Genomic DNA, 18,466 nt, shown 5'->3' with positions numbered 1-18,466 from the left:
CTCATCGTGAGGTCGCGCAGCGCCTTGCGAGCGGTGCCGTCATTGGGCGGTACATCGCGCATCGAAATCAGGTCGACAATTCGCGTTAACACCGCACCGCATCGGCACGACGCGTGCGGGAGCGCATATCATGCGAATCCCTGACGGCTGTATTTCAAACAACCGACGCCATGTTGGCGAGCCCACGCAAACAGAACCGGATATCACGCCGCATCAGGACTTTTCCCCCCCGCAAATGAGGCATGACTCCCCTTCGATGCGGCGACTAGATTCAGAACTACGCGCATTGCACATCACGTCTGTATTTGCCTGATGAACAGGGGGAGTCATGTCTTACACCAACCAGTCACGCGGCACTCTGACCGCGATCGCGGCCGCCTGCATGCTCGTCGCGTGCGGCGGGGGCAGCAACAGCGGCGGCGGCTCGACGCCCGCGCAAAACGCATCGATCCAGGGAACGGTCGCGAGCGGCAATCCGGTCGCGAACGCGCTCGTCGCGGCGACCGACGTCAACGGCGCGACCGCCTCCGCCACTGCCGACGCGAACGGAAACTACACGCTCGACACGACGAAGCTGACCGCGCCCGTCGCGCTCGTCGCGACCGATCCGACCGGGCAGGTGAGCCAGCTCGTCACCGCCTTGCCGAGTTTGCCGGCGGGCGGCAGCACGTCGGTCGCGAACGTGACGACGCTGACGACCGCGATCGCCGCGCTGCAGACGCCCGACGGTAACGCGCTCGATTTTGTGACGCCGGGCGCGCCGGTGTCGCTGTCTTCGGTCACGTCGGCGAGTGCGCAGAAGGCATCGGCGACGCTCGACACGTATCTCGGGAAACTGCTCTCCGCGAACGGCGTGACGGGCACGTTCGACGCAGTGTCGACGCCGTTCACCGCGAACCACACCGGTGCCGACGCGGTGATCGATCTCGTGCAGATCGAGCAGCAGGGCGCGGCGACTTATCTCGCGAGCAAGCTGCCGCTGCCCGCCGGCACGACGCAGGGCGCCGGCTTCCTGACACTCAGCACCGCCGGCGCAAACAGCCCACCGCCGCCGATTCCAGCGCCATCCAGCGCGTTCGCGACGAACTTCTCGAACCTGTCCGCATACCTGAGCGCGCTCGCACCGGCGATGACCGCGTGCCTGACCGGCTCGAACAGCGCGGCCTGCTCCGAGGTGTTCGATGCCGCGTACATGGACAACGGCTACACGAACATCCAGCAGTTCGATACCGACCTGAAGTCGACGTCGCTCGCGCTCGGCACGCCGCAGATCGTTTCGATCGCCGCCGACGGATCGAGTGCGACGATCCGCGTTCCGTATTCGATCGGCAGCGGCTCGAGCGTCGCGCAGTACATGTTCGCGACGCGTGTGCAGGCGGTGCCGACGACGATCACGCTGCCGGGCGGCACGCAGGTCGCATGGGACGTGATCGGCAACCAGCTGAAGTACGACATCTCCGCGCAGACGCGCGTCACGCGGCGGATATTCTATGACTCATTCGTGAACAGCACCGGCAATCCGGACGTGAACTTCTATGATGCGGGCGTGAACCTGAACGTGAACCTGAATGGCCCGAACGGCACGAATATCTACTCGGCGCTCGTGACCGGTCCGGGGCTGCCGGCTGGCGGCCTGTACATGATGCGCTCGAGCGTCGTCGGCGACGACTCGCTGACGATTCCCGGCACGCAGCCGTCGTCGCCGCCGAAGAGCCCGGCGCTCGCCGGCGACGATACGAATGAGTTTCGCTGGTCGTGGGCGACGGTGTCGCCGTCGGCGACGTTCACGCCGCCGAGGCGAGGCTACTGGAGCGCGGCGCCGCTCGACGTGAGCACGTTGCCCGCGGATTCGACCTACACGTTCACGCTATACGACAGCAGCGGGAATCAGCTCGACCAGGTGAGCGTTGTCAACGTGACGCCGCCCGCCGACGCGACATTGGGTGCGCAGGCGCCATGGGCGACGCTTGGCTCGGACGTCGTGTCGAACTTCCTGAGCGCGAACGGCTCGGAAGCCGGCGCGGTCGCGTCGGTGCCAGTGGACTTCACGCCTGCGGTGGGGCAGCCGCCCGTGTCTGTAGCACTGGTCGAGACGGGCACGAACAGCGGCGCGTTGCTCAATACTGCGTCGGTGCCGGCCGGCGCAACGTCGGTGACGGTCAACGCGCCGTCGGGCAGTACATTCCAGGCGGCCAATACGTCCACGGGCACGTTCCGGCTCGTGCAGTTGCGCGACAGGAACGCGTACGGCGTGCGGTTCTGGGACAACCAGAACTTCCGCAACAGCATCAGCGCACCCGACTCGTTCTAGCGCGGCGGGTGGGTGCCGATAGGCGCACGCGGCCAGTTCCCTGATGGGACCGGCCGCGTGTATCGAGGTTCATCGACAAAAAAGCCCGCATCACTTGATCTGCTATAGAAATCCCGTCCTTATCTCGCACCGTTTCTTATCGTCGGTCGATTGACCTCGATCGCTCATCTCCGGGCCTATACTAGTTGGATTCTCGCGCAGCTTCAGGCTTTGGCTTTAGAGTATTGCCAAACATGAAAGCTCCGACAATACCATCGCAGCTATTGCGTTGAAGCAGGCCATCGTTTCATTACTGCTTTGTCTGATTGCACTACAGTTTTCGACACACGACTTTTCTGGGTTTCGGCCGTGGCGCTAGCGTTTAGCCAAATGCGACGGCTACTTTCGCCCGACGCGGCCGGCTGTAGACGACCCACTACCGCCGTTCAGGGCAGCGTTCGTTCGATGGCCGCTATTTAAGTGCAGCAGTCAGCCAGTATGATCGACCTTGGCGGCCTCGGAGCGTTGCTAATCAGCGGCCAATTTTGGCGATCAACGTTTGACGAAAGTGAAGTGTTTAGCTAGCTGGGCTGCCGAACTTCAATCATCATCGTCGTCGTAGCGCTGCGCATCTTTTTGAGATTGACATGATAAACAAAGCTCGCCGGTTACGACGCTGTACACGGGCTCGTCGTTTTCTGCTGCCTCTAGGTGCAGAGTGCAATAACACGCTGCACATTGATAGTGATAGGCCATGCAACCTCCTTGCTAGCCAACGTTTGACGTGAAGGACCGCCGTAGCGGCGAAGCCGCGAAGAGAGCCCACAAGCTGTTTGCGGGCCCTCTCGACGGAATCAAAAGGCCAAACCAGCGCCAAACCTACTTTTTGCCACCGCCGACTGGTGCATTGCTGCGCCCTCCGCCGGATGGCTTACCCGTTCCACTTGGCCATCCACCGCCATTCCCCTGGCCACGTCCACCACCGGTAGCCCCGCCACCATTACCGCCACCGCCGTGGGAACCACCACTACGGCCGCCACTACCGCTACTTTTGCTCATTTTTATCTCCTTGCCGGATCACTTGGGGTTGCATCACTCTCCGGCTTAGTGATGCGTTTGAAAGCTTGGCCTACATAGGACGTGCCGATGAAAGTCTGGACGGCTCAGCTTCGCAAGGCTTTTGCAAGTGCGTCGATAGCGCGGGTAATAGATTCAAACTTCCGGGGTGCCGTCACGCGGGGCATCAGAGTCACGGGGTCCCGGACGTGCTGTGGGATATAGCCGAGCATTGCCGCATAGGTCGCGGCATTCTCGCCCAAGCCTTCATAGAACCGCTCGAACAATTCCTCCTCGTTTCGCGCTGAATGCAGCCGATACTGCGACTTACAGAAGGCACAGACCTGGATGTAAAACGGGACGAATAGTGAACCCGCGGCGTACTTTGCCTGTTCAAGTGCTGAATTGAAGTGCGTGAGAGCCAGCAGGCCGTCACCGGCGAACATGGCATCCCGGGCGCGAGCCCATTCGTTGAGCCAGTTGGGGCCGTTTAGTAACGTTTCTGGCCAGGCCCCTTCGATGAACTGCCTATGTTCATCCCCGTAAACCAGGTCTAGGCTACCCGGAATGGCTACAGCGAGGTTCAGTGAGCCGGGTAAGCTCCTGATCCCGTCGAGCAGAGCTCGATAGCAGTAGCGTACCTGCTGAGCGAAGGCTTCATGATTGATGGAGTAGTCGTTGACCAGCCGATCAAGCAGGTCGCTACTGGGTACTGAATGACTGTGCGCAACTTGAGCGGCCGCCAGGCTCTCCCGCGTTGGAGGCTCGAATGGCCCGCAATCAGCCACATGGCCATTGAGGTTGTGAGCGATCATGGCCGAAAACGCGTGAATCGCAAATGCGTTTTCACGGGTAGCCTTCGGCAGGTGGTACGCCAGCGGTTGAAGGGTTGGATAAAAGGTTTCCCACTTCATCCGGCCGGGCTTACGTAGTCGTTCGATCACCTGTTTGGACCGAGTATTGACTTGCTGGGAAGTGAAGTCGCGAGACCATGCTTGCTCGTTGAGTGGCCCCTCCTGCTGAAACTCGTGGTACTGGTGAAGCTTATGCAGCGAGATGCCGCTGATCTGGCTAGCCGCATCAGCGAACCCCCTCAAAGGCCACGGCGCATCCGGTGCGGCATCCGGCCACGTGTCGTCTGGTAGCAACTCGCGGATCAGAGTCCTCGTCAGTAAGCGAAGATCTTGACTGAGAAAACACTGATAGCTGTACGTCTGACTCTGAGCATTGCAGGCGTGCTCTCTAACAAATTCCCGGTAGTGGGCGAGCGCCGACGTGTAAAATTTTACCGCCAGTCCCGATACGCCCCAGCGGGAGTAACGCTCAGCGAGCAACGTCTCAATGTACTGGCGTAACTCGTTGTACTCATGGACGGATTCAAAGTCGGTTTTGGACAGGTGATTGACATAGGCCTGGATTGTTCTGCTTTTTTTTACCTTCTGTGTGTCCTTTGGAGCCAACTGGGCAGCCACGACGATCAGATCGTCTAGAGTTCCATACACTCCATCATCTCTTTTGATTGCCTCGAAAGCCTGCCGCAACGCGATGCGCCGATCTTTCTCCGTGGCAGCCACGTGGAAGTTTATGTCTTCGTTATCGCTGTTCCATAGTCCCAGGCAGTCGCAGACGACTTTGTGCAGGTAGCCTAGGGTCGGCAGCTGGTTTATAGCGGGCCGCATGTTTTTCCTTGAAGAGAAGTTGCCGCTATCCTATGCGAGTGACAACTTTTTACTAGGTATCAAAATCGCGATAGGTTGTCGTGGCCTCCACGGTCGGATACCGTCGCACCGCTTCGAATGGGACATGGAGTAGGTTATGGACGAACAGACGAGGCACGAGTGTGCCTGCTCTTTAACCCCGTGCGCGTCACGATTGACTTGAATGCAACGGACCGTGACCGCAGGTCTTCGGGTCTTCGCGCATTCGCCGACGCCGGTTTGCGAATGGCAGCGAGATATCCGACAACTGCAGCACCGCTCTTACGCCGAACGCATCCTATGGTCAATAGACGCGAGCTGAGCATCCGGCCTATTTCGGGCTAAAACGGCCGCTCGAATGGCAGCGTTATACTCGAGGCGAGTGGCAAAAATTGGCCGGTCTGCGACGATCGCGACCGGCCGAACCCGACCCGTTGCTGTCATTCGAGCCAGCTGACATCAATGACGCCTCATCTGTAAGTAGCGGCCAGTTCTCAGCCAAATTGGCTGACACCTACTGTCCTCAGGGACCACACTTGAGACATCCGACCGTTCATTTCCTAAAGCCGGGGGGCAACCATATTGCAGGGGTAGTCTTATCTGGCGCAGATGAGACTACATTCTTCTTGGACGTAACTGCGTTCTTCGTCTTCCTCGCAATCCATTCGTCGTATGTATTTTTAGAAGCTAGTGCGTGCGAAAACGTGAAAGCAATTGAGAAGGAAACAAACTGGATGTCGTTGGCCACCAGAAGAGCCGCCTGAGCGCCCGCATCCAACGCGGAGCCTACGAGAATTCCCCGGACAAAAGACTCTGGATTTTCCTGGACCAGGGCACCCATGTAACTTTGCAATTGACCAACCGCATCACGGCTTGCTGTTCCCAGCTTTAACTCGATAACCACAAATCGATCCAATTTGTCCTTAGCAAGGATATCAATTCTTCCAAACGAGACCGGATATTCCGTTTGAATAAGAGTGAGTGGTTCACCAATAGACTCCGATAACGAATCAGCCAAAAATTCCTGTACGTCTCGTTCAAGAGGCGGTCGCCCCTCACGCGCTTCGAAGTTCCCATTGCTCATTGTAGATTCATCCATGTCCGCTCCATCCTGCTCGCGTCGATTGCGTTTGCCCAGCGTACAGTACGAATCCGGCCCCGGGGTGCAGGCCGGTCCGAGACGGAGCCGGCAGTGACCTAGTGTATGGCCGGCACGGGCCGTTTGTCTTCCTCTGCAGGGCTAGGTGGCTTGACCGAATCAGGCTAGGGGCCGATCCGATTAACTTCGCACCGTCTTTACCGGTATGCTCGTGTTGACCGTACTTGACCGGGCATAGGCTCCCTGTTTTCACCGAGGTTCCGGGAATGCTGAAATACATCTTTGAAACGCCAAGTGGCATCTTCAGCATTTACGTATACCACGGCGCAAGCCATTTGGCTTGGGGCGAAATGTACTATGGAAGCTATCCAACGGCTGAACTTGCGGCCAAGGCGTTGGCGACTAGTATTGGCTGGGCGAGAGAGAGGGAAAGGCCTCCCCATGCATCAACAGTCCCCGCAGACCTCTCAAAATGGCTCGGAATGTGGGTGCAGTACCGGTACTTGCCAGCTCTCCTGCTCGACGCGAAGGCAGCGAGGCTGATAGCCGAAACGCCTGCCGTGAATCCCGTGGCAGGAAGCCGATCAATGCGCTAAACTTTCTGGGCCATAAGCAGCGTCTTTTCGGGCAAACAATCAAAAGGAAAGTGGCGGCAATGAAAAAATGGGGCGCAACTAGTGCTTGCGTGGTGACACTGGCTGGGTGCGTTAGCACGTCAGATGTGCTGGAAGTTGGACGCGATACCTACTCTGTTTCCTCGACGTCCGATAGATACCGCAGTGCCGCCGCTGCGCGGGAACACGCATTTCAGGCTGGCGCGGCGAAGTGTAATGCTGAAGGCAAGCACTTCATATTAGTCAATGAGAGTACGGCTCGCACCAGAATGGGCATCGACACTACAACGAACGTGACTTTCCGTTGTCTCTCGACTGATGATCCAGCATATAGTCGTCCTGATGTGAGAGACGCACCGAACGTCATTATTGAAAATGAAAAATAATTCCGTTTGCGCACACTCTGGGGTGAGGATTTCAATCCGGCGAGCAAAAACTCTTGAAGGCGTTGTGGATCAGTGTCCAAGAGATTCGCTGGTTACTGTGCCGGATTTTATCGCGTACGAGCCAATCGATCGATTAAGTCGCGGAATGACCCATCGGGCGTCCAGTTCGCCAATTGCGGGCCGGAGCTCCATGACCGGGAGCGTGGGGCTTCCCGGCCATGTGTTTTACTAACAGCAACTGCATGCTGACAGGTGCACTGACAGGGGGTAGGCGCGATGCGCGCAAATCAGGGCGGTACGAAAATGTGGTGTCCAGCCTGCCGATCGATTACCGTTTGTATGGCTGTTGACCCTAGACTTATCGCCGACGAGTCAGGTCAACGTTGGACCAGAACCGTCCACAGTGATATCAATTGGTTCCGACGGGGCAGGGAGTGTCTGACCTGCAACCACCAGTTCCTGACCGCAGAAATTGACGAGGATTTCGTCGATGAGTTGGTGGAGTTGCGAGAAGCACTAACGGACATCAAGAAGAACGCAGAGGCGTATATAAGACAATCCGACGACGCCGCAAATTCGCTCGGGAAGCTGACGAAGGCGTTACGGGTGTTGCGCGCGCTAGATATCTATAGGAAAACATAAGGTTCGGCTTATATTGCAAGTCGATGTTTTTACTGAGGTAGCTGGTGGCGAGCTCACGTATTCACGAGTCTAGCGGCAGCTTTCCGGTGCTGAGGCGACGTTCGAATGACCGCGAGACTGCATCGGCGAATGTCGGCCGCTGGCCGATTGCTGCCCCATGCGGTCGGCCGCAGTCGTTGACCGTGAGCTGCCGTTCCGCCTCGGCCATCCGCAATGACTGATGTTCGCCTGGGAGCGGACTGCGACGGAATGTGTGAAACGGCTATACAGGCAATTCGGAGCTTACGCCGGTCGTCGGAGCAGCACTTGAAGCGCTGCATTCACGCAGTCCAGAATGAGCTAGCCCCACCGTGTAATGACCACCGTTCTCTTTTTTTAGAGCCAGAAGATCATATGCCTTTAACATGTCCAATAGCCCAGAATGTCCATAGTCAGCTGGTGAAAAGCCGGGATCGGTTCGCTTGAGGTATTGCCCTAACGCACCCAGGTGTACTTGACCTTCGGGTGTGTTACTCGCAAGCAATGCCACCGCGTCCACCACGAATTTCGGTCGTCGCTTGATCGCCGGTTGCTTTGAATTCTCTACTTTCGCCTGCGCCGGCGTATCAGTTGGAATCTCATCATTCGCAGTAGAAACTGGTGCCCACTCAAAAAATTGATCACTGGAATTGCGAAGCGCTTCCGGCGTCTTTGATTCTCCGACAATACACACTGTCGCTCCGCGCTCCCGTAGCTTCCGACAAAGATAGGCAAAGTCAGAGTCGCTGGTTACGAGGCAAAACTTCTCGGCCCGATGATCAAACATTGCTTCGAGAGCATCGAGCGCCAACGCAATATCGGAGGTATTCTTACCGGGAGCGTATTGATATTGAAGACATGGTGTAAAAGCCTGACGAACCAGCGCCTCCTGCCACGTCTTGCTGAGCGTGCTGTGATTACCATAGCCGCGACGGAGAACAACTCGGCCAAACTGAGCAACGACTCGTAGTGCGTATTCCAGTATCTCAGGACGAGTGTTATCGCAATCAACAAGTACGGCAACGCGAGGCTCATTAGGAATAACTGTCGCGCTCATGAATTGACCCCGTCGGGTTACAGAATGTCAACATAATAACGGCAGTTGGTTGGACGCCATGAAGGGTTGAACGGACGTATCGGGCGTCCCGATCTACTGAAACGATCGGCCGCTCCTAGTCGAACTGAAACGCCGCCAGCCCCGTCAGCCTCACGATTCCATAGCTCCACAAGTCGGCACATCTCGCGACTTCCGCATCAAGGCCCGAGCGCAATGCGACGAAGTGATAGTCAGGTCCTTGATTCTTGGCGGATCGCAGTCCCACTGATTCCGTTTCCTTGCGCCCGCGCCGCATACGACGAGACCGACCTCGCGAAGCCTCGGCCAACGATCAATGCGATCGCCCCGACGCGACCGCTCGCCGATCACCCAGCGCCCCATACCAAATCCGGATAACAACCGCGACTCAATCCCCGTGCAAATACGCGATCCCCGTCAGCTTCCCCTGGCCCTGAAACACGATCTCGCCAACCCCCGGCCGATCCAAGCTCACGACACGCAGATTCCCGCCAAGATCGCTAACGAACACGCGCCTGCGATCACGGTCGTAAGTCAGGCCAATCCCCTCGTCGAGGCCATGCAGCAGGATCTCGTGATCGACCGCCCGGCCGTCGCGGATCTTCGCGCGGTTCAGCGTGTTGCCGTCCGGCTCCGCGCCACGATCAGTCCAATAGAGCGTCCCCGACTCACCATCCCACTCAAGATCGATCGGCTCCGGCAGCCCATCGAACAACATCTCAATATCATCGCGCACCGCCGGATCCGCCGGCACGACATCAAGCGGCGCACGCAAGATCATCCCCTCGCCGCCCTTCGGCTTGCCCTTCTGCGTCCAATACAAATACCCACCGTCCCGATCGACAGTAACGCCTACGCAATGCCTGCGAGGCTCCTTCCGATGCTCGGCGGTCGTGCCGGTCCGCACGTGAACGGTCAGGTCCGAGCCGTCGGTGCGGCAGCTCAGCACGCCCAGCCCTTCGCGGTCGCACCAGTAGAGCCGGCCGCTCGCCGCATCGAACGTGATCTGCTTGCCGGTGTAGAACGTGCCGACCGGAACGATCACCCGGCGATCGCTGCCGTCGAGATTCGTGCGCTCGATATGGCCATCGGTCGCCCAGAAGTCGTCGCCGTCGCGGATCGCGCCCATGAACGACAGATACAGATGGCCGTTTGCCTCGTCGACGGTCACGCCGTCCGGCTTCGACTCGAGGCCGCCGATGAGGACTTTCACATCGCTGCCGTCGGGCGCGACGGACAGGACGCGGGATTCGCGCCCGAGGCTCAGGACGACGATTCGATCTGACGAGGTGCTCAAGGTGCGCTTCTCCCGTGAATTGAACGGCGACTGCCGCGCCGATATCGGGAAAATCTTTTCATATCGGCCGGGACACGGAAAGGTGAAAATAAGCCAGAACTGCAGGGCGTCCGTGTCGATCGCCACCCGGCGATCGCGCCGGCGAAGCTGACATCCCGTAGGCTTCGCCGAAATTTGGCTGTAAGTCCGCGTTGCTAGAGTCGTCCGACGCATGACGCGCGGGCAGCCGCCCGCCGCGCGCGCAATGAACACGACAACGACAATCGATGAAACCCGTGCGCGCCCTCCCGCTCATCTGGCTGCTGCTTTTCGCGAGCCCGGCCTGGTCGTTCCAGTCGCGGGTCGTCACGATCCCGAGCGCGGCGATGCGCGAATCGTTCGACGCGACCGTCGTGCTGCCCGACGACTACGCGCGCGACGATCGCGCGGCGCGCTATCCGGTCGTCTACGTGCTGCACGGTTCCGGCGGCAGCTACGCGGACTGGACCGCGAACACGCGGATCGGCGCGCTCGCCGATCGCTATCGCGTGATTCTCGTGATGCCCGACGGCGGGCACGAAAGCTGGTACATCGACAGCCCGTTCGACTCGGGCAGCCGCTATGAAACCTATGTTGGGAACGAAGTGGTGTCGTATGTCGACGCGCATTTCCGCACGATCGCCGCGAAGCAGGACCGCGCGATCACTGGGCTCAGCATGGGCGGCTTCGGCGCGCTGCGCATCGCGCTCGACCGGCCCGGCACGTTCGGCGCGGTCGGCAGCATCAGCGGCGCCGTCGATCCGCGCACGTGCGAGGACGAACCCGGGATCGATCACGTGTTCGGCGATCCGGTCCGCCATCCGTCGTTCTGGAATCGCAACGCGATCGTCGCGGATGCGGACACGTTCGAGCGCGAGCACATCGCGCTGACGATCGATTGCGGCGCCGACGACCCGTTCGTGCGATCGAACCGCACGCTGCACGACCGGCTCATGCAGCTCGGCGTGCCGCACGCGTACACCGAGCGCCCCGGCGGCCATACGTGGGATTATTGGCGCAACGCGATCCTGCGCCAGGTGCGGTTCTTCTCGAACGCGTTCCGCAAGCGCACCGACATCGCGAGCCATCCGGGCGACGGCGCGCGCGCGGGCTGAGCCGGCGCTTCGGTATTCCGTGTTCAGTTGCGGCGGCGGGCGTCGCGGCTGGTGATCCGATCGAAGACTTCCTGCGCGCGCGCAAGCTCGTCGAGCGCGCGATCGAGCCGCGACATCGCGGCCGCATATTCAGCCGTCGACGCTTCGTCGTCCGCATCGCCGCGCACCGCGCGAAATGCCTGATCGACGTTGCGCGTCGCCTCGACGAAGCGCTGCGCGGCCTGAGCCTCACGCGAACCGATATGAGTCGACATCGACACTTCTCCTTCTGGTAGCCGTCCGAAGCCAACCGACGCCGTGCGCACATCTCGCGCGAACGGCATCGGCGCGATCACCGCCTGCCCATCGATCGGCTGCCGCGCTTTGAGCCCGCTGTGAGCTCGCTTAGTGTCCGCTTTATGCCGATTGTCGCGCGCGACCCGACGGTCCGCGACGACGAGATTGCAACAATTCATTGCGCCGACCAACCGCGCGCTCGCCCATGTCGCCCGATGCGATCAGCACGCGCGCGACGGCAGCCCGAACGTCGCGCCACCGAACAGCGACGCCGTTTCGCCGGGCGCAAGCTCGAACATGTCGAGCGTGCGCCCGCGCAGATGCTCCATCGACGCGCGGTGGCGCAGCCGCGCCGCCTGCGCCGCGCCCGCATACGCGGTGGCCGCTTCACCGGGTGGCACGTCGAACAGGTCACGCGTGAAGCCTCGCGCCTGCTCGGCCGACGGCCGATGCCGCAGACGCGCGACGAGCTCGACGAACGTGCCGAAGTCGCCTTCGCGCGCCGCCTTGTTGACCGCCGCGAGATCGCGCGCCTTCAGCACGCTCGGCTGCGCGAGCCGCACGACATACGGCGCCTCGAGCTCGACCGACAACGCGAGCGGATAGCTCTTGCCCGACTGCTGCGCCGCGCGCGCGACGCAATCGACGACGACCGCGCGCTGCGCGGCGCCGAGCGGCTTGCCGGTGCTCACACTGCGCAGATGCTCGGGATACACGCGCAGCCGCGTGCCGATCGCGAGCTCGGTCGGCGACGCGCAGACGAGCGCGTAATGCTGCTGCCGCGGCCGGCCCGACGGCAGCGTCGCGCGGCTCGTGATGAACGCATGCTGCGGAAGCTGGCGCACCTGCCCGCTCGCGTCGATCCACGCATGCCAGAGCAGCATGTCCTCGCGCTTGCGATCGGCGGGCCGCGCGCGGCCGGCGGCCGGCGAGAACAGCGCGAGCAGCGAGCCGGTGCGATGCGCGGCAACCTGCGCGCTGCCGCCGAGCGACTGGCCGATTCCCCACAGGAACCGCCCGCCGCCCAGCCTGCGCTCCCATTCCTTGCGAAGCACGACGGTCGGCAATTCTTCGCCGGACTCGTGACCGATCTTGGTCCAGCAAAACGTGGGCGGCAGGTGTTTCAGTGTCATCAACTTTCTCGGGTGCTGCTGTTCGCCCATTTCGGCGAGTCATGCAATAGTCGTTACTGTATAGGTATAATGCATGACATGGAAGCCCCAGACACCGATTTTCCCGTTCAAGACCTGTTGCGCCGATTGCGGGCAGACACGCGCTCATCCAGCGAAATAGCAAGGCTCACCGGGGTCAGTCAGCCGACGGTCTCGCGCCTTCGCCTGTCCGATGGACGGCGAATGCGGCGCAGCGCACCATTCAATAAGCTATGCAGTTTCTATGGTGTCGACTTGCGTCCGGTGCGCGGGTGCGGTGGGGGCAGCTATAACGACCGGCTGCGGAACGCGATCGTCCAGGCGTGGGACGGCTCGGACGAGCACGGGCGCGCGCTGCTTGTCGTGATCGAAGGCTTGAAGGGATTGGCCGGCAGATCCGATAGCGGATGACGCCGCGCGAGTGCGTGAGTGGAGGGAGTGGGGAGAGGAGATGAGATCGCCCGGGACGCCGGGCGATTTTCTATCGATCAGCGCGACGCGACCCGCCGGGCCCGTCCGGCCCGCATCGCGCCGCCGCGACCGTCAGTGCGCGGCCGCGCCGCCGTTCAGCGTAACCTGCCTGACCGCGCTGCTCTGCAGCCCCCACTTCGCGACGATCGCGCTGTAGGTGCCGTCCTGCATCAGCTTTTCGAGCGCGCCGAGCACCGCGTCACGCAGCTTCGGATTCGACTTCGCGATCGCGATCCCTTCCGGCGATGCCGCGAACGGCGCACCGACCGGCCGATACGTGTTCGGCTCGAGCTTCATCGCGTACGGCAGCGTCTCGCTGCCCTGCACGCCGGCGACGATCCGCCCTTGCTTCAATTGCATCCGCGCGGCGGCCGTGTCCTCGGTGCCGACGACCGAGATCGCCGGCTTGCCCGCGGCCGCGCAGTTGTGCGCGCTCCACGTCGCGACGTCCGACGGGAACGACGTGCTACGGCTCGTGCCGACCGCCTTTCCGCACAGATCGGCCGGCTGCCTCACGTCCTTCGCGGCCGATGCGAGCACGTAGAACTGCGCGCCCGAATTCAGGTAGTCGATGAAGTCGGCCGCGTCGCGGCGCCCGGGCACGTCGCTCATCCCGCTGAGGATCATGTCCGCGCGCCCGGTCGCGAGCGACGGCAACAGCTGCTCGAACGCGGACTCCTGCCATTCGAGCTTCACACCGAGCACCTTCGCGAGCGCATTGCCGAGATCGACGTCGAAGCCGACGAGCTGGCCGCTGTCCGGATCCTTGTACTCCATCGGCGGATAGATCGAATTGACCGCAACCTTGATCACGCGCGTCTTCGCGATCGCGTCCGGCAGCGTGTCCGCACGCGCCGAAGTGCCGAACGCGCCGATCGCCGCGCACAATGCCGTCAAGCCCGCTACCGCCTGGAAAATCTTCATGGTTCCCATCCGTCGTTGAAGGTCGAAGCGGCGAGCCGGGCGCCGGCCCGCTCGCGATTGCACGAGATTGTCCGCTATCGGAGCAGCGCGCGGCCATCCGCGTCGCCGGCAAGCAGCCGTTCGAGGCCGCGCACGTCGGGCAGCGCGTCGATGCGCAGCACCGCGTCCGCGAGCGCGTCCGCCTGCGCGGCATCGATCGCGATGCCGGCCAGTTGCCGATACTTGTCGAGCAGCGCGGCGTCGGACACCGGATTGTGCGGATCGCCGAGCGGCACCTGCACCTGGGCCGCGCGCGTGTCGCCGTTCGTCAGCGTCAATGTGACTTCGGGCTCGTCGAGATCCGACATCGACGGATCGACGTCGAGCGCGATGCGCGCCATCACCTCCGCGATCCGCGGATCGTGCCGGCGCGCGTCGAGATACGCGCCGAGCGACGCGTCGCCGTGCACGAGCACCGACGCGATCGCATACGGCAGGCTCATCTGCGCGGACGCGAGCCGGCTCACGTCGCGGCCGCCGCACATCCCGTCGACGAATGCGCTGAGCCGCACGCGCACCGACTGCACGCGCTCCGGCGTGCCGCGCGCGTCGCCGGCGAGCGCGAGCGTCGCGTCGACCGCCGCGTGCGTGCTGCGGCACGACGCATGCGGCTTGATCGAGCAGCGCATGATCTTCCACGCGTCGCCGAGGCCCGCGAGCAGTGCGTCGGGCTCGCTGGTCTCCGGCGCGAACGCGTTGAAGAAGCCGCCCCAGACGTCCGCGAACAGTTGCGACGGCCCGGTCACGCCGCGCTCCGCGAGCAGCGCCGCGAGCAACCCGCCTTCGGCCGCGCGGCCGGTGTGCATCCGCTTCGTTTGCGACGCGTCGTGGATGAAGTTCCACAGCCCGCCGCTGAAGCTGCCCGCGTGGCCGATCGCGGCGGCGGTCCGCTGCGCGTCGAGGCCGAGCAGCCGCGCGGCGGTCGCGGCCGCGCCGAACACGCCGCACGTCATCGTCGAATGCCAGCCGCGCCCGTTGTGCGCCGAGTAGCCGCCGCACGCCTCGAGCACGCGGCGCCCGACGTCGTAGCCGAGCACGACCGCGAGCAGAAATTCGCGTCCCGACACTGGCCGCGTTGTGCACGCGAGCGCCGCGAACGCGGCGGGCAGCACGACCGCGCCCGAGTGATCGCAGCCGCCCGAATCGTCGAGCTCGAACGCGTGCGCGGCGACGCCATTCACGAACGCCGCGTCGCGCGCGCCGAGCGTGGTTGCGGTGCCCCATGCGGACGACGCGCCGTGGCCGCCGCCCGCGCGCGCGATATCGAGCGCCGCGCGCGTCTCCGTCGCGACCGCGCCCGCGAGCGCCGCGCCGAGCGTGTCGAGCACGTGGCGCTTCGCCTTGTCGACGACGTCGGCCGGCAGCGCGTCGTCGCGCGTGTCGGCGACGAACGTTGCGAGCCGCAACGACAGCGATCGCTCCAGCACGTTCGGCCCGTTCATCGCGCCTCCCGCCAATGCCGCGCGTAGACCTCGACCGGATGCCCGGCCTCGTTGCGCGCAACGCTGTCGCGCCACCACTGCGCGATCTGCGTGCCGGTCGCGAACCAGACGCCGCCGCGCGTGCGCATCTCGTCGAGCAATTCGCGCAGCAGGTCGATGCGCGCGGCGGTACCGATGATCTCCGGATGCAGCCGCATCACGTAGCAGAGGCCGAAGCGATGGAACGCGTCGAAATCGAGCTTCCAGTTGTTCAGCACCTCGCGATACGACGGAATCCGCGGCTGCCCGACCGGCACCGCCGGCGACAGGTTGTACACGAAGTACGGCTCGTCCTCGAGCTCGTAATGCAGCGGCAGCTCGACGAGCCGAGGCTCGCTCGCCCGCGCGCCGCGACTCGTCGATTCGCCGTCCGCGACGTGAAAGTACGGCAAATCATCGCCGCGCCACGACGACGACCACGTAACGCCCTCGCCGCGCAGAAAATCCGCGAAGCCGGGCGCCCAGTTGCCTGCGTGCGAGCGGAAGCCGACCGCGCGCTTGCCGATCGCGTCCTCGAGCGCCGCCTGCGCGGTGCGAAACGCGTGCTGCTGCTCGCCGAGCGACAGCGTGTCGAAGTTCTCGCAACGATTGCCGATGTTGCCGATCTCGTGCCGTTGCGCGTCGATACGCAGCAGCCATTCACGATGCGTGCCCGCGACGATGCCGGGCACGAACCAGCTCGCACGCACGTCGAATTCGTCGAGTGCGTCCAGCACGCGATCGACGCCGCGCTTCGCGCCGTAGCGCCAGACCGACAGCGATTTCTCGCGCCCGGCGATGCTCGGCTCCTGCGCGAGAATGCCGTGCACATCGTTGAAGTCGACCGTGATCGCGACCGCGCAGCGCGCGCCGTCCGGCCAGCGTGACGTCATGCTCATGCGTGCTCCCCGCGAAGCACATTGGCTTCGCCATGCTGATCGATCCACCATTCGGCGACGTCGCGGCAGGTCGCGAACCACACGTCGCGCTGCGCGCACATGTGATCGAGCAGACGTTCGAGCAGCGCGATCCGCCCGGGCTTGCCCGACACCTTCGGATGGAACAGCGTCGTCATGCACAGCCCTTCGCGATGCGAACCGTCGAATTCGCGGCGCCAGTTGTCGAGCGTCGTCTCGTAGCTCGCGATCCGGTCGAGGCTCGCCGGAAAATCGGGATTGCGGTGATACGCGAGCGACGCATAGTCGTCGAGCTCCCAGCGCCCCGGGATCTCGACCAACGTGCCGACGCGTTCCGCGTGCAGCAGATACGGCCGGTCGTCGCCGCGCATCGAGCTCGAATAGCGGACGCCCGCCTCGATCAGCACGCGGATCGTGTCCTCGCCCCAGTCGCCGGACGGCGTGCGAAAACCGACCGGCCGCACGCCGAGACGGCGCTCGAACACTTCGGTCGAGCGCGCCATCACGTCGCGCTGCTGCGACGTGCTGAGCGTCCAGAACGCTTCGTGCCGGTCGCCGTGATAGCCGACCTCGTGCCCGCGCTCGACGATCGCCGCGCACTGCTCGGGCCAGTTCTCGACGACCCACGTCGGCACGAAGAACGTCGCCGGCACGCCGCGCGCGTCGAGCACGTCGAGCAGCCGGCCGAGTGCCCGCCACGGCCCGTAGCTGCCGAGCGTGAAGTACGCGGGGTTCCGCCAGATCGAGCCGTCGAGCATCGCGTCGCCGGTCGGCCCGTCGAGGTCGAACGCGAGCGCGACGCACGAACGCCGGCCGTCGGGCCAGCGGGGCGAGCCCGCCGGCGCCGCGCGATGCTCAGTTGCCCGCATTGAGCATCGCCTTTTGCACCGCATGTTCCTGCAGCCCCCACTTCTTCAGGATCTTCTCGTAGGTGCCGTCGGCGATGATCTGCTCCAGCGCGTGCTGCATCGCGCCCTGCAGCGCGTGATTGTCCTTGCCGACGCCGATGCCCGTGTACTGCGCGATGAACGGCTTGCCGATCGGCGCGTACGCATTCTGCTCGACGCTGTTCTGGTACGGCAGCGTCTCGCCGCCCTGCACCGCCGCGTCGATCCGGCTCTGCTTCAGTTGCAGCCGCGCGTCCGCCGAGCCGTCGGTGCCGACCACGACGACGGCCGGCTTGCCGGCCTTCACGCAATGCGCGTCGCTCCATGCCGCGATGTCGGTCGGGAACGTGGTCCGGCGGCTCGTGCCGACGCGCTTGCCGCACAGCGCGTCCATGTTCGGGAAGTCGCCGGCCTTCGTCTTCAGCGTGTAGAACTGCGGGCCCGTCGTGATGTAGTCGACGAAGCTCACGGTTTCGTGGCGCGGCGCCGTATCGGTCATCCCGGACAGGATCATGTCGACGCGCTTCGTCGAGACCGCGCTGACCATCTGGTCGAAGCTCGTCTCCTCCCATTGCAGCTTCACGCCGAGCTTCGCGGCGAGCGCTTCGCCGAGATCGACGTCGAAGCCGGACAGCTTGTCCGTCGCCGGATCCTTGTATTCGAACGGCGGGTAGTTCGGCACGATCGCCGCGATGATCGGGTTCTTGACCGGCGCGGACGACTGCGCGAATGCGCAGGACGCGGCAACGCCGCAGGTCAGCGCGACGAGCGCGCGCGTGAGTTCGGAGATGCGCATGAAGAAAACCTCAGTAGAAAGAAACGAATGCGCGAGCGGACCGGACGATCCGCATCACGCGATGACGGCGGCGATGAAGTCCTGCGTGCGCTTGTGCCGGGGCCGCGCCAGCACCTGCTCGGGCGGACCGCTCTCGACGATCTGCCCGCCATCCATGAACACCACGCGATCGGCCACCTCGCGCGCAAACCCCAGCTCGTGCGTGACCACGATCATCGTCATCCCGCTCTTCGCCAGA

Annotated in this window: 15 protein-coding genes and 1 pseudogene; 3 read left to right on the top strand and 13 right to left on the bottom strand. The window is 63.0% G+C overall.

The window, feature by feature from the left end:
- The first annotated feature begins 328 nt into the window (after nucleotides 1-328).
- On the top strand, nucleotides 329-2,311 hold the full coding sequence (locus HZI36_RS08625; RefSeq protein WP_179402229.1) for a carboxypeptidase-like regulatory domain-containing protein: 1,983 nt from the start codon (nucleotides 329-331) through the stop codon (nucleotides 2,309-2,311).
- A 579-nt stretch (nucleotides 2,312-2,890) separates the two neighbouring features.
- Here HZI36_RS08625 and HZI36_RS08620 read toward each other — a convergent pair.
- From HZI36_RS08620 to HZI36_RS08600, 5 genes are all read right to left on the bottom strand, one after another.
- Complete coding sequence (locus tag HZI36_RS08620; RefSeq protein WP_179402228.1) at nucleotides 2,891-3,046, bottom strand: hypothetical protein; 156 nt, start codon at nucleotides 3,044-3,046, stop codon at nucleotides 2,891-2,893.
- 407 nt (nucleotides 3,047-3,453) lie between these two features.
- Entirely contained in the window at nucleotides 3,454-5,025 is a 1,572-nt protein-coding gene (locus tag HZI36_RS08615) for a hypothetical protein (protein WP_179402227.1), read from the bottom strand.
- Between the two features lie 571 nt (nucleotides 5,026-5,596).
- Nucleotides 5,597-6,142 (bottom strand): endonuclease NucS domain-containing protein, encoded by a 546-nt coding sequence (locus tag HZI36_RS08610; protein ID WP_179402226.1) that lies wholly within the window; start codon nucleotides 6,140-6,142, stop codon nucleotides 5,597-5,599.
- A gap of 1,904 nt (nucleotides 6,143-8,046) precedes the next feature.
- Nucleotides 8,047-8,859 carry an NYN domain-containing protein gene (locus HZI36_RS08605; protein WP_179402225.1) on the bottom strand — a complete coding sequence of 271 codons (813 nt, stop codon included), beginning with the start codon at nucleotides 8,857-8,859 and terminating at the stop codon, nucleotides 8,047-8,049.
- A gap of 406 nt (nucleotides 8,860-9,265) precedes the next feature.
- Entirely contained in the window at nucleotides 9,266-10,300 is a 1,035-nt protein-coding gene (locus HZI36_RS08600; RefSeq protein ID WP_179402224.1) for a 3-hydroxyacyl-CoA dehydrogenase, read from the bottom strand.
- A 140-nt stretch (nucleotides 10,301-10,440) separates the two neighbouring features.
- Here HZI36_RS08600 and HZI36_RS08595 point away from each other — a divergent pair, with 140 nt between their 5' ends.
- A complete protein-coding gene (locus HZI36_RS08595) occupies nucleotides 10,441-11,307 on the top strand; it encodes an alpha/beta hydrolase (protein WP_179402223.1) in 867 nt (288 codons plus the stop codon).
- Nucleotides 11,308-11,330: 23 nt separating this feature from the next.
- Here HZI36_RS08595 and HZI36_RS08590 read toward each other — a convergent pair whose 3' ends face one another.
- Nucleotides 11,331-11,561: a hypothetical protein gene (locus HZI36_RS08590; protein ID WP_179402222.1), complete on the bottom strand. Its 231-nt coding sequence runs from the start codon at nucleotides 11,559-11,561 to the stop codon at nucleotides 11,331-11,333.
- Between the two features lie 243 nt (nucleotides 11,562-11,804).
- Entirely contained in the window at nucleotides 11,805-12,716 is a 912-nt protein-coding gene (locus tag HZI36_RS08585; protein WP_179402221.1) for a hypothetical protein, read from the bottom strand.
- 78 nt (nucleotides 12,717-12,794) lie between these two features.
- Here HZI36_RS08585 and HZI36_RS08580 point away from each other — a divergent pair, with 78 nt between their 5' ends.
- Nucleotides 12,795-13,145, top strand: coding sequence for a helix-turn-helix domain-containing protein (locus HZI36_RS08580; protein ID WP_179402220.1), 351 nt, complete (start codon nucleotides 12,795-12,797; stop codon nucleotides 13,143-13,145).
- A gap of 132 nt (nucleotides 13,146-13,277) precedes the next feature.
- Here the strand turns inward: HZI36_RS08580 and HZI36_RS08575 are convergent, their stop codons facing one another.
- The 6 genes and pseudogenes from HZI36_RS08575 to HZI36_RS08550 form a co-directional block, all read right to left on the bottom strand.
- Nucleotides 13,278-14,129 (bottom strand): ABC transporter substrate-binding protein, encoded by an 852-nt coding sequence (locus tag HZI36_RS08575; protein ID WP_218883753.1) that lies wholly within the window; start codon nucleotides 14,127-14,129, stop codon nucleotides 13,278-13,280.
- A gap of 74 nt (nucleotides 14,130-14,203) precedes the next feature.
- Nucleotides 14,204-15,610 carry an MmgE/PrpD family protein gene (locus HZI36_RS08570; protein ID WP_179402218.1) on the bottom strand — a complete coding sequence of 469 codons (1,407 nt, stop codon included), beginning with the start codon at nucleotides 15,608-15,610 and terminating at the stop codon, nucleotides 14,204-14,206.
- Nucleotides 15,607-16,527 carry a polysaccharide deacetylase family protein gene (locus HZI36_RS08565; protein ID WP_179402217.1) on the bottom strand — a complete coding sequence of 307 codons (921 nt, stop codon included), beginning with the start codon at nucleotides 16,525-16,527 and terminating at the stop codon, nucleotides 15,607-15,609. The genes HZI36_RS08570 and HZI36_RS08565 overlap by 4 nt, the downstream gene beginning before the upstream one ends.
- The gene (locus HZI36_RS08560) at nucleotides 16,524-17,414 is read right to left on the bottom strand and encodes a polysaccharide deacetylase family protein (protein WP_179402216.1); all 891 of its coding nucleotides are present in this window, start codon (nucleotides 17,412-17,414) and stop codon (nucleotides 16,524-16,526) included. Before HZI36_RS08560 ends, HZI36_RS08565 begins: the two co-directional genes overlap by 4 nt.
- A complete protein-coding gene (locus tag HZI36_RS08555) occupies nucleotides 17,401-18,228 on the bottom strand; it encodes an ABC transporter substrate-binding protein (RefSeq protein WP_179402215.1) in 828 nt (275 codons plus the stop codon). Before HZI36_RS08555 ends, HZI36_RS08560 begins: the two co-directional genes overlap by 14 nt.
- Before the next feature lie 54 nt (nucleotides 18,229-18,282).
- Nucleotides 18,283-18,466 (bottom strand): annotated as a pseudogene (locus tag HZI36_RS08550) (amino acid ABC transporter ATP-binding protein); the annotation flags it as partial.

It is taken from the genome of Burkholderia guangdongensis (assembly GCF_013403875.1).
GTDB classification, from domain to species: Bacteria; Pseudomonadota; Gammaproteobacteria; order Burkholderiales; family Burkholderiaceae; genus Burkholderia; species Burkholderia guangdongensis.
The sequence above is the reverse complement of the archived record's forward strand: the minus strand, read 5'-3'. Positions and strand labels throughout refer to the sequence as shown.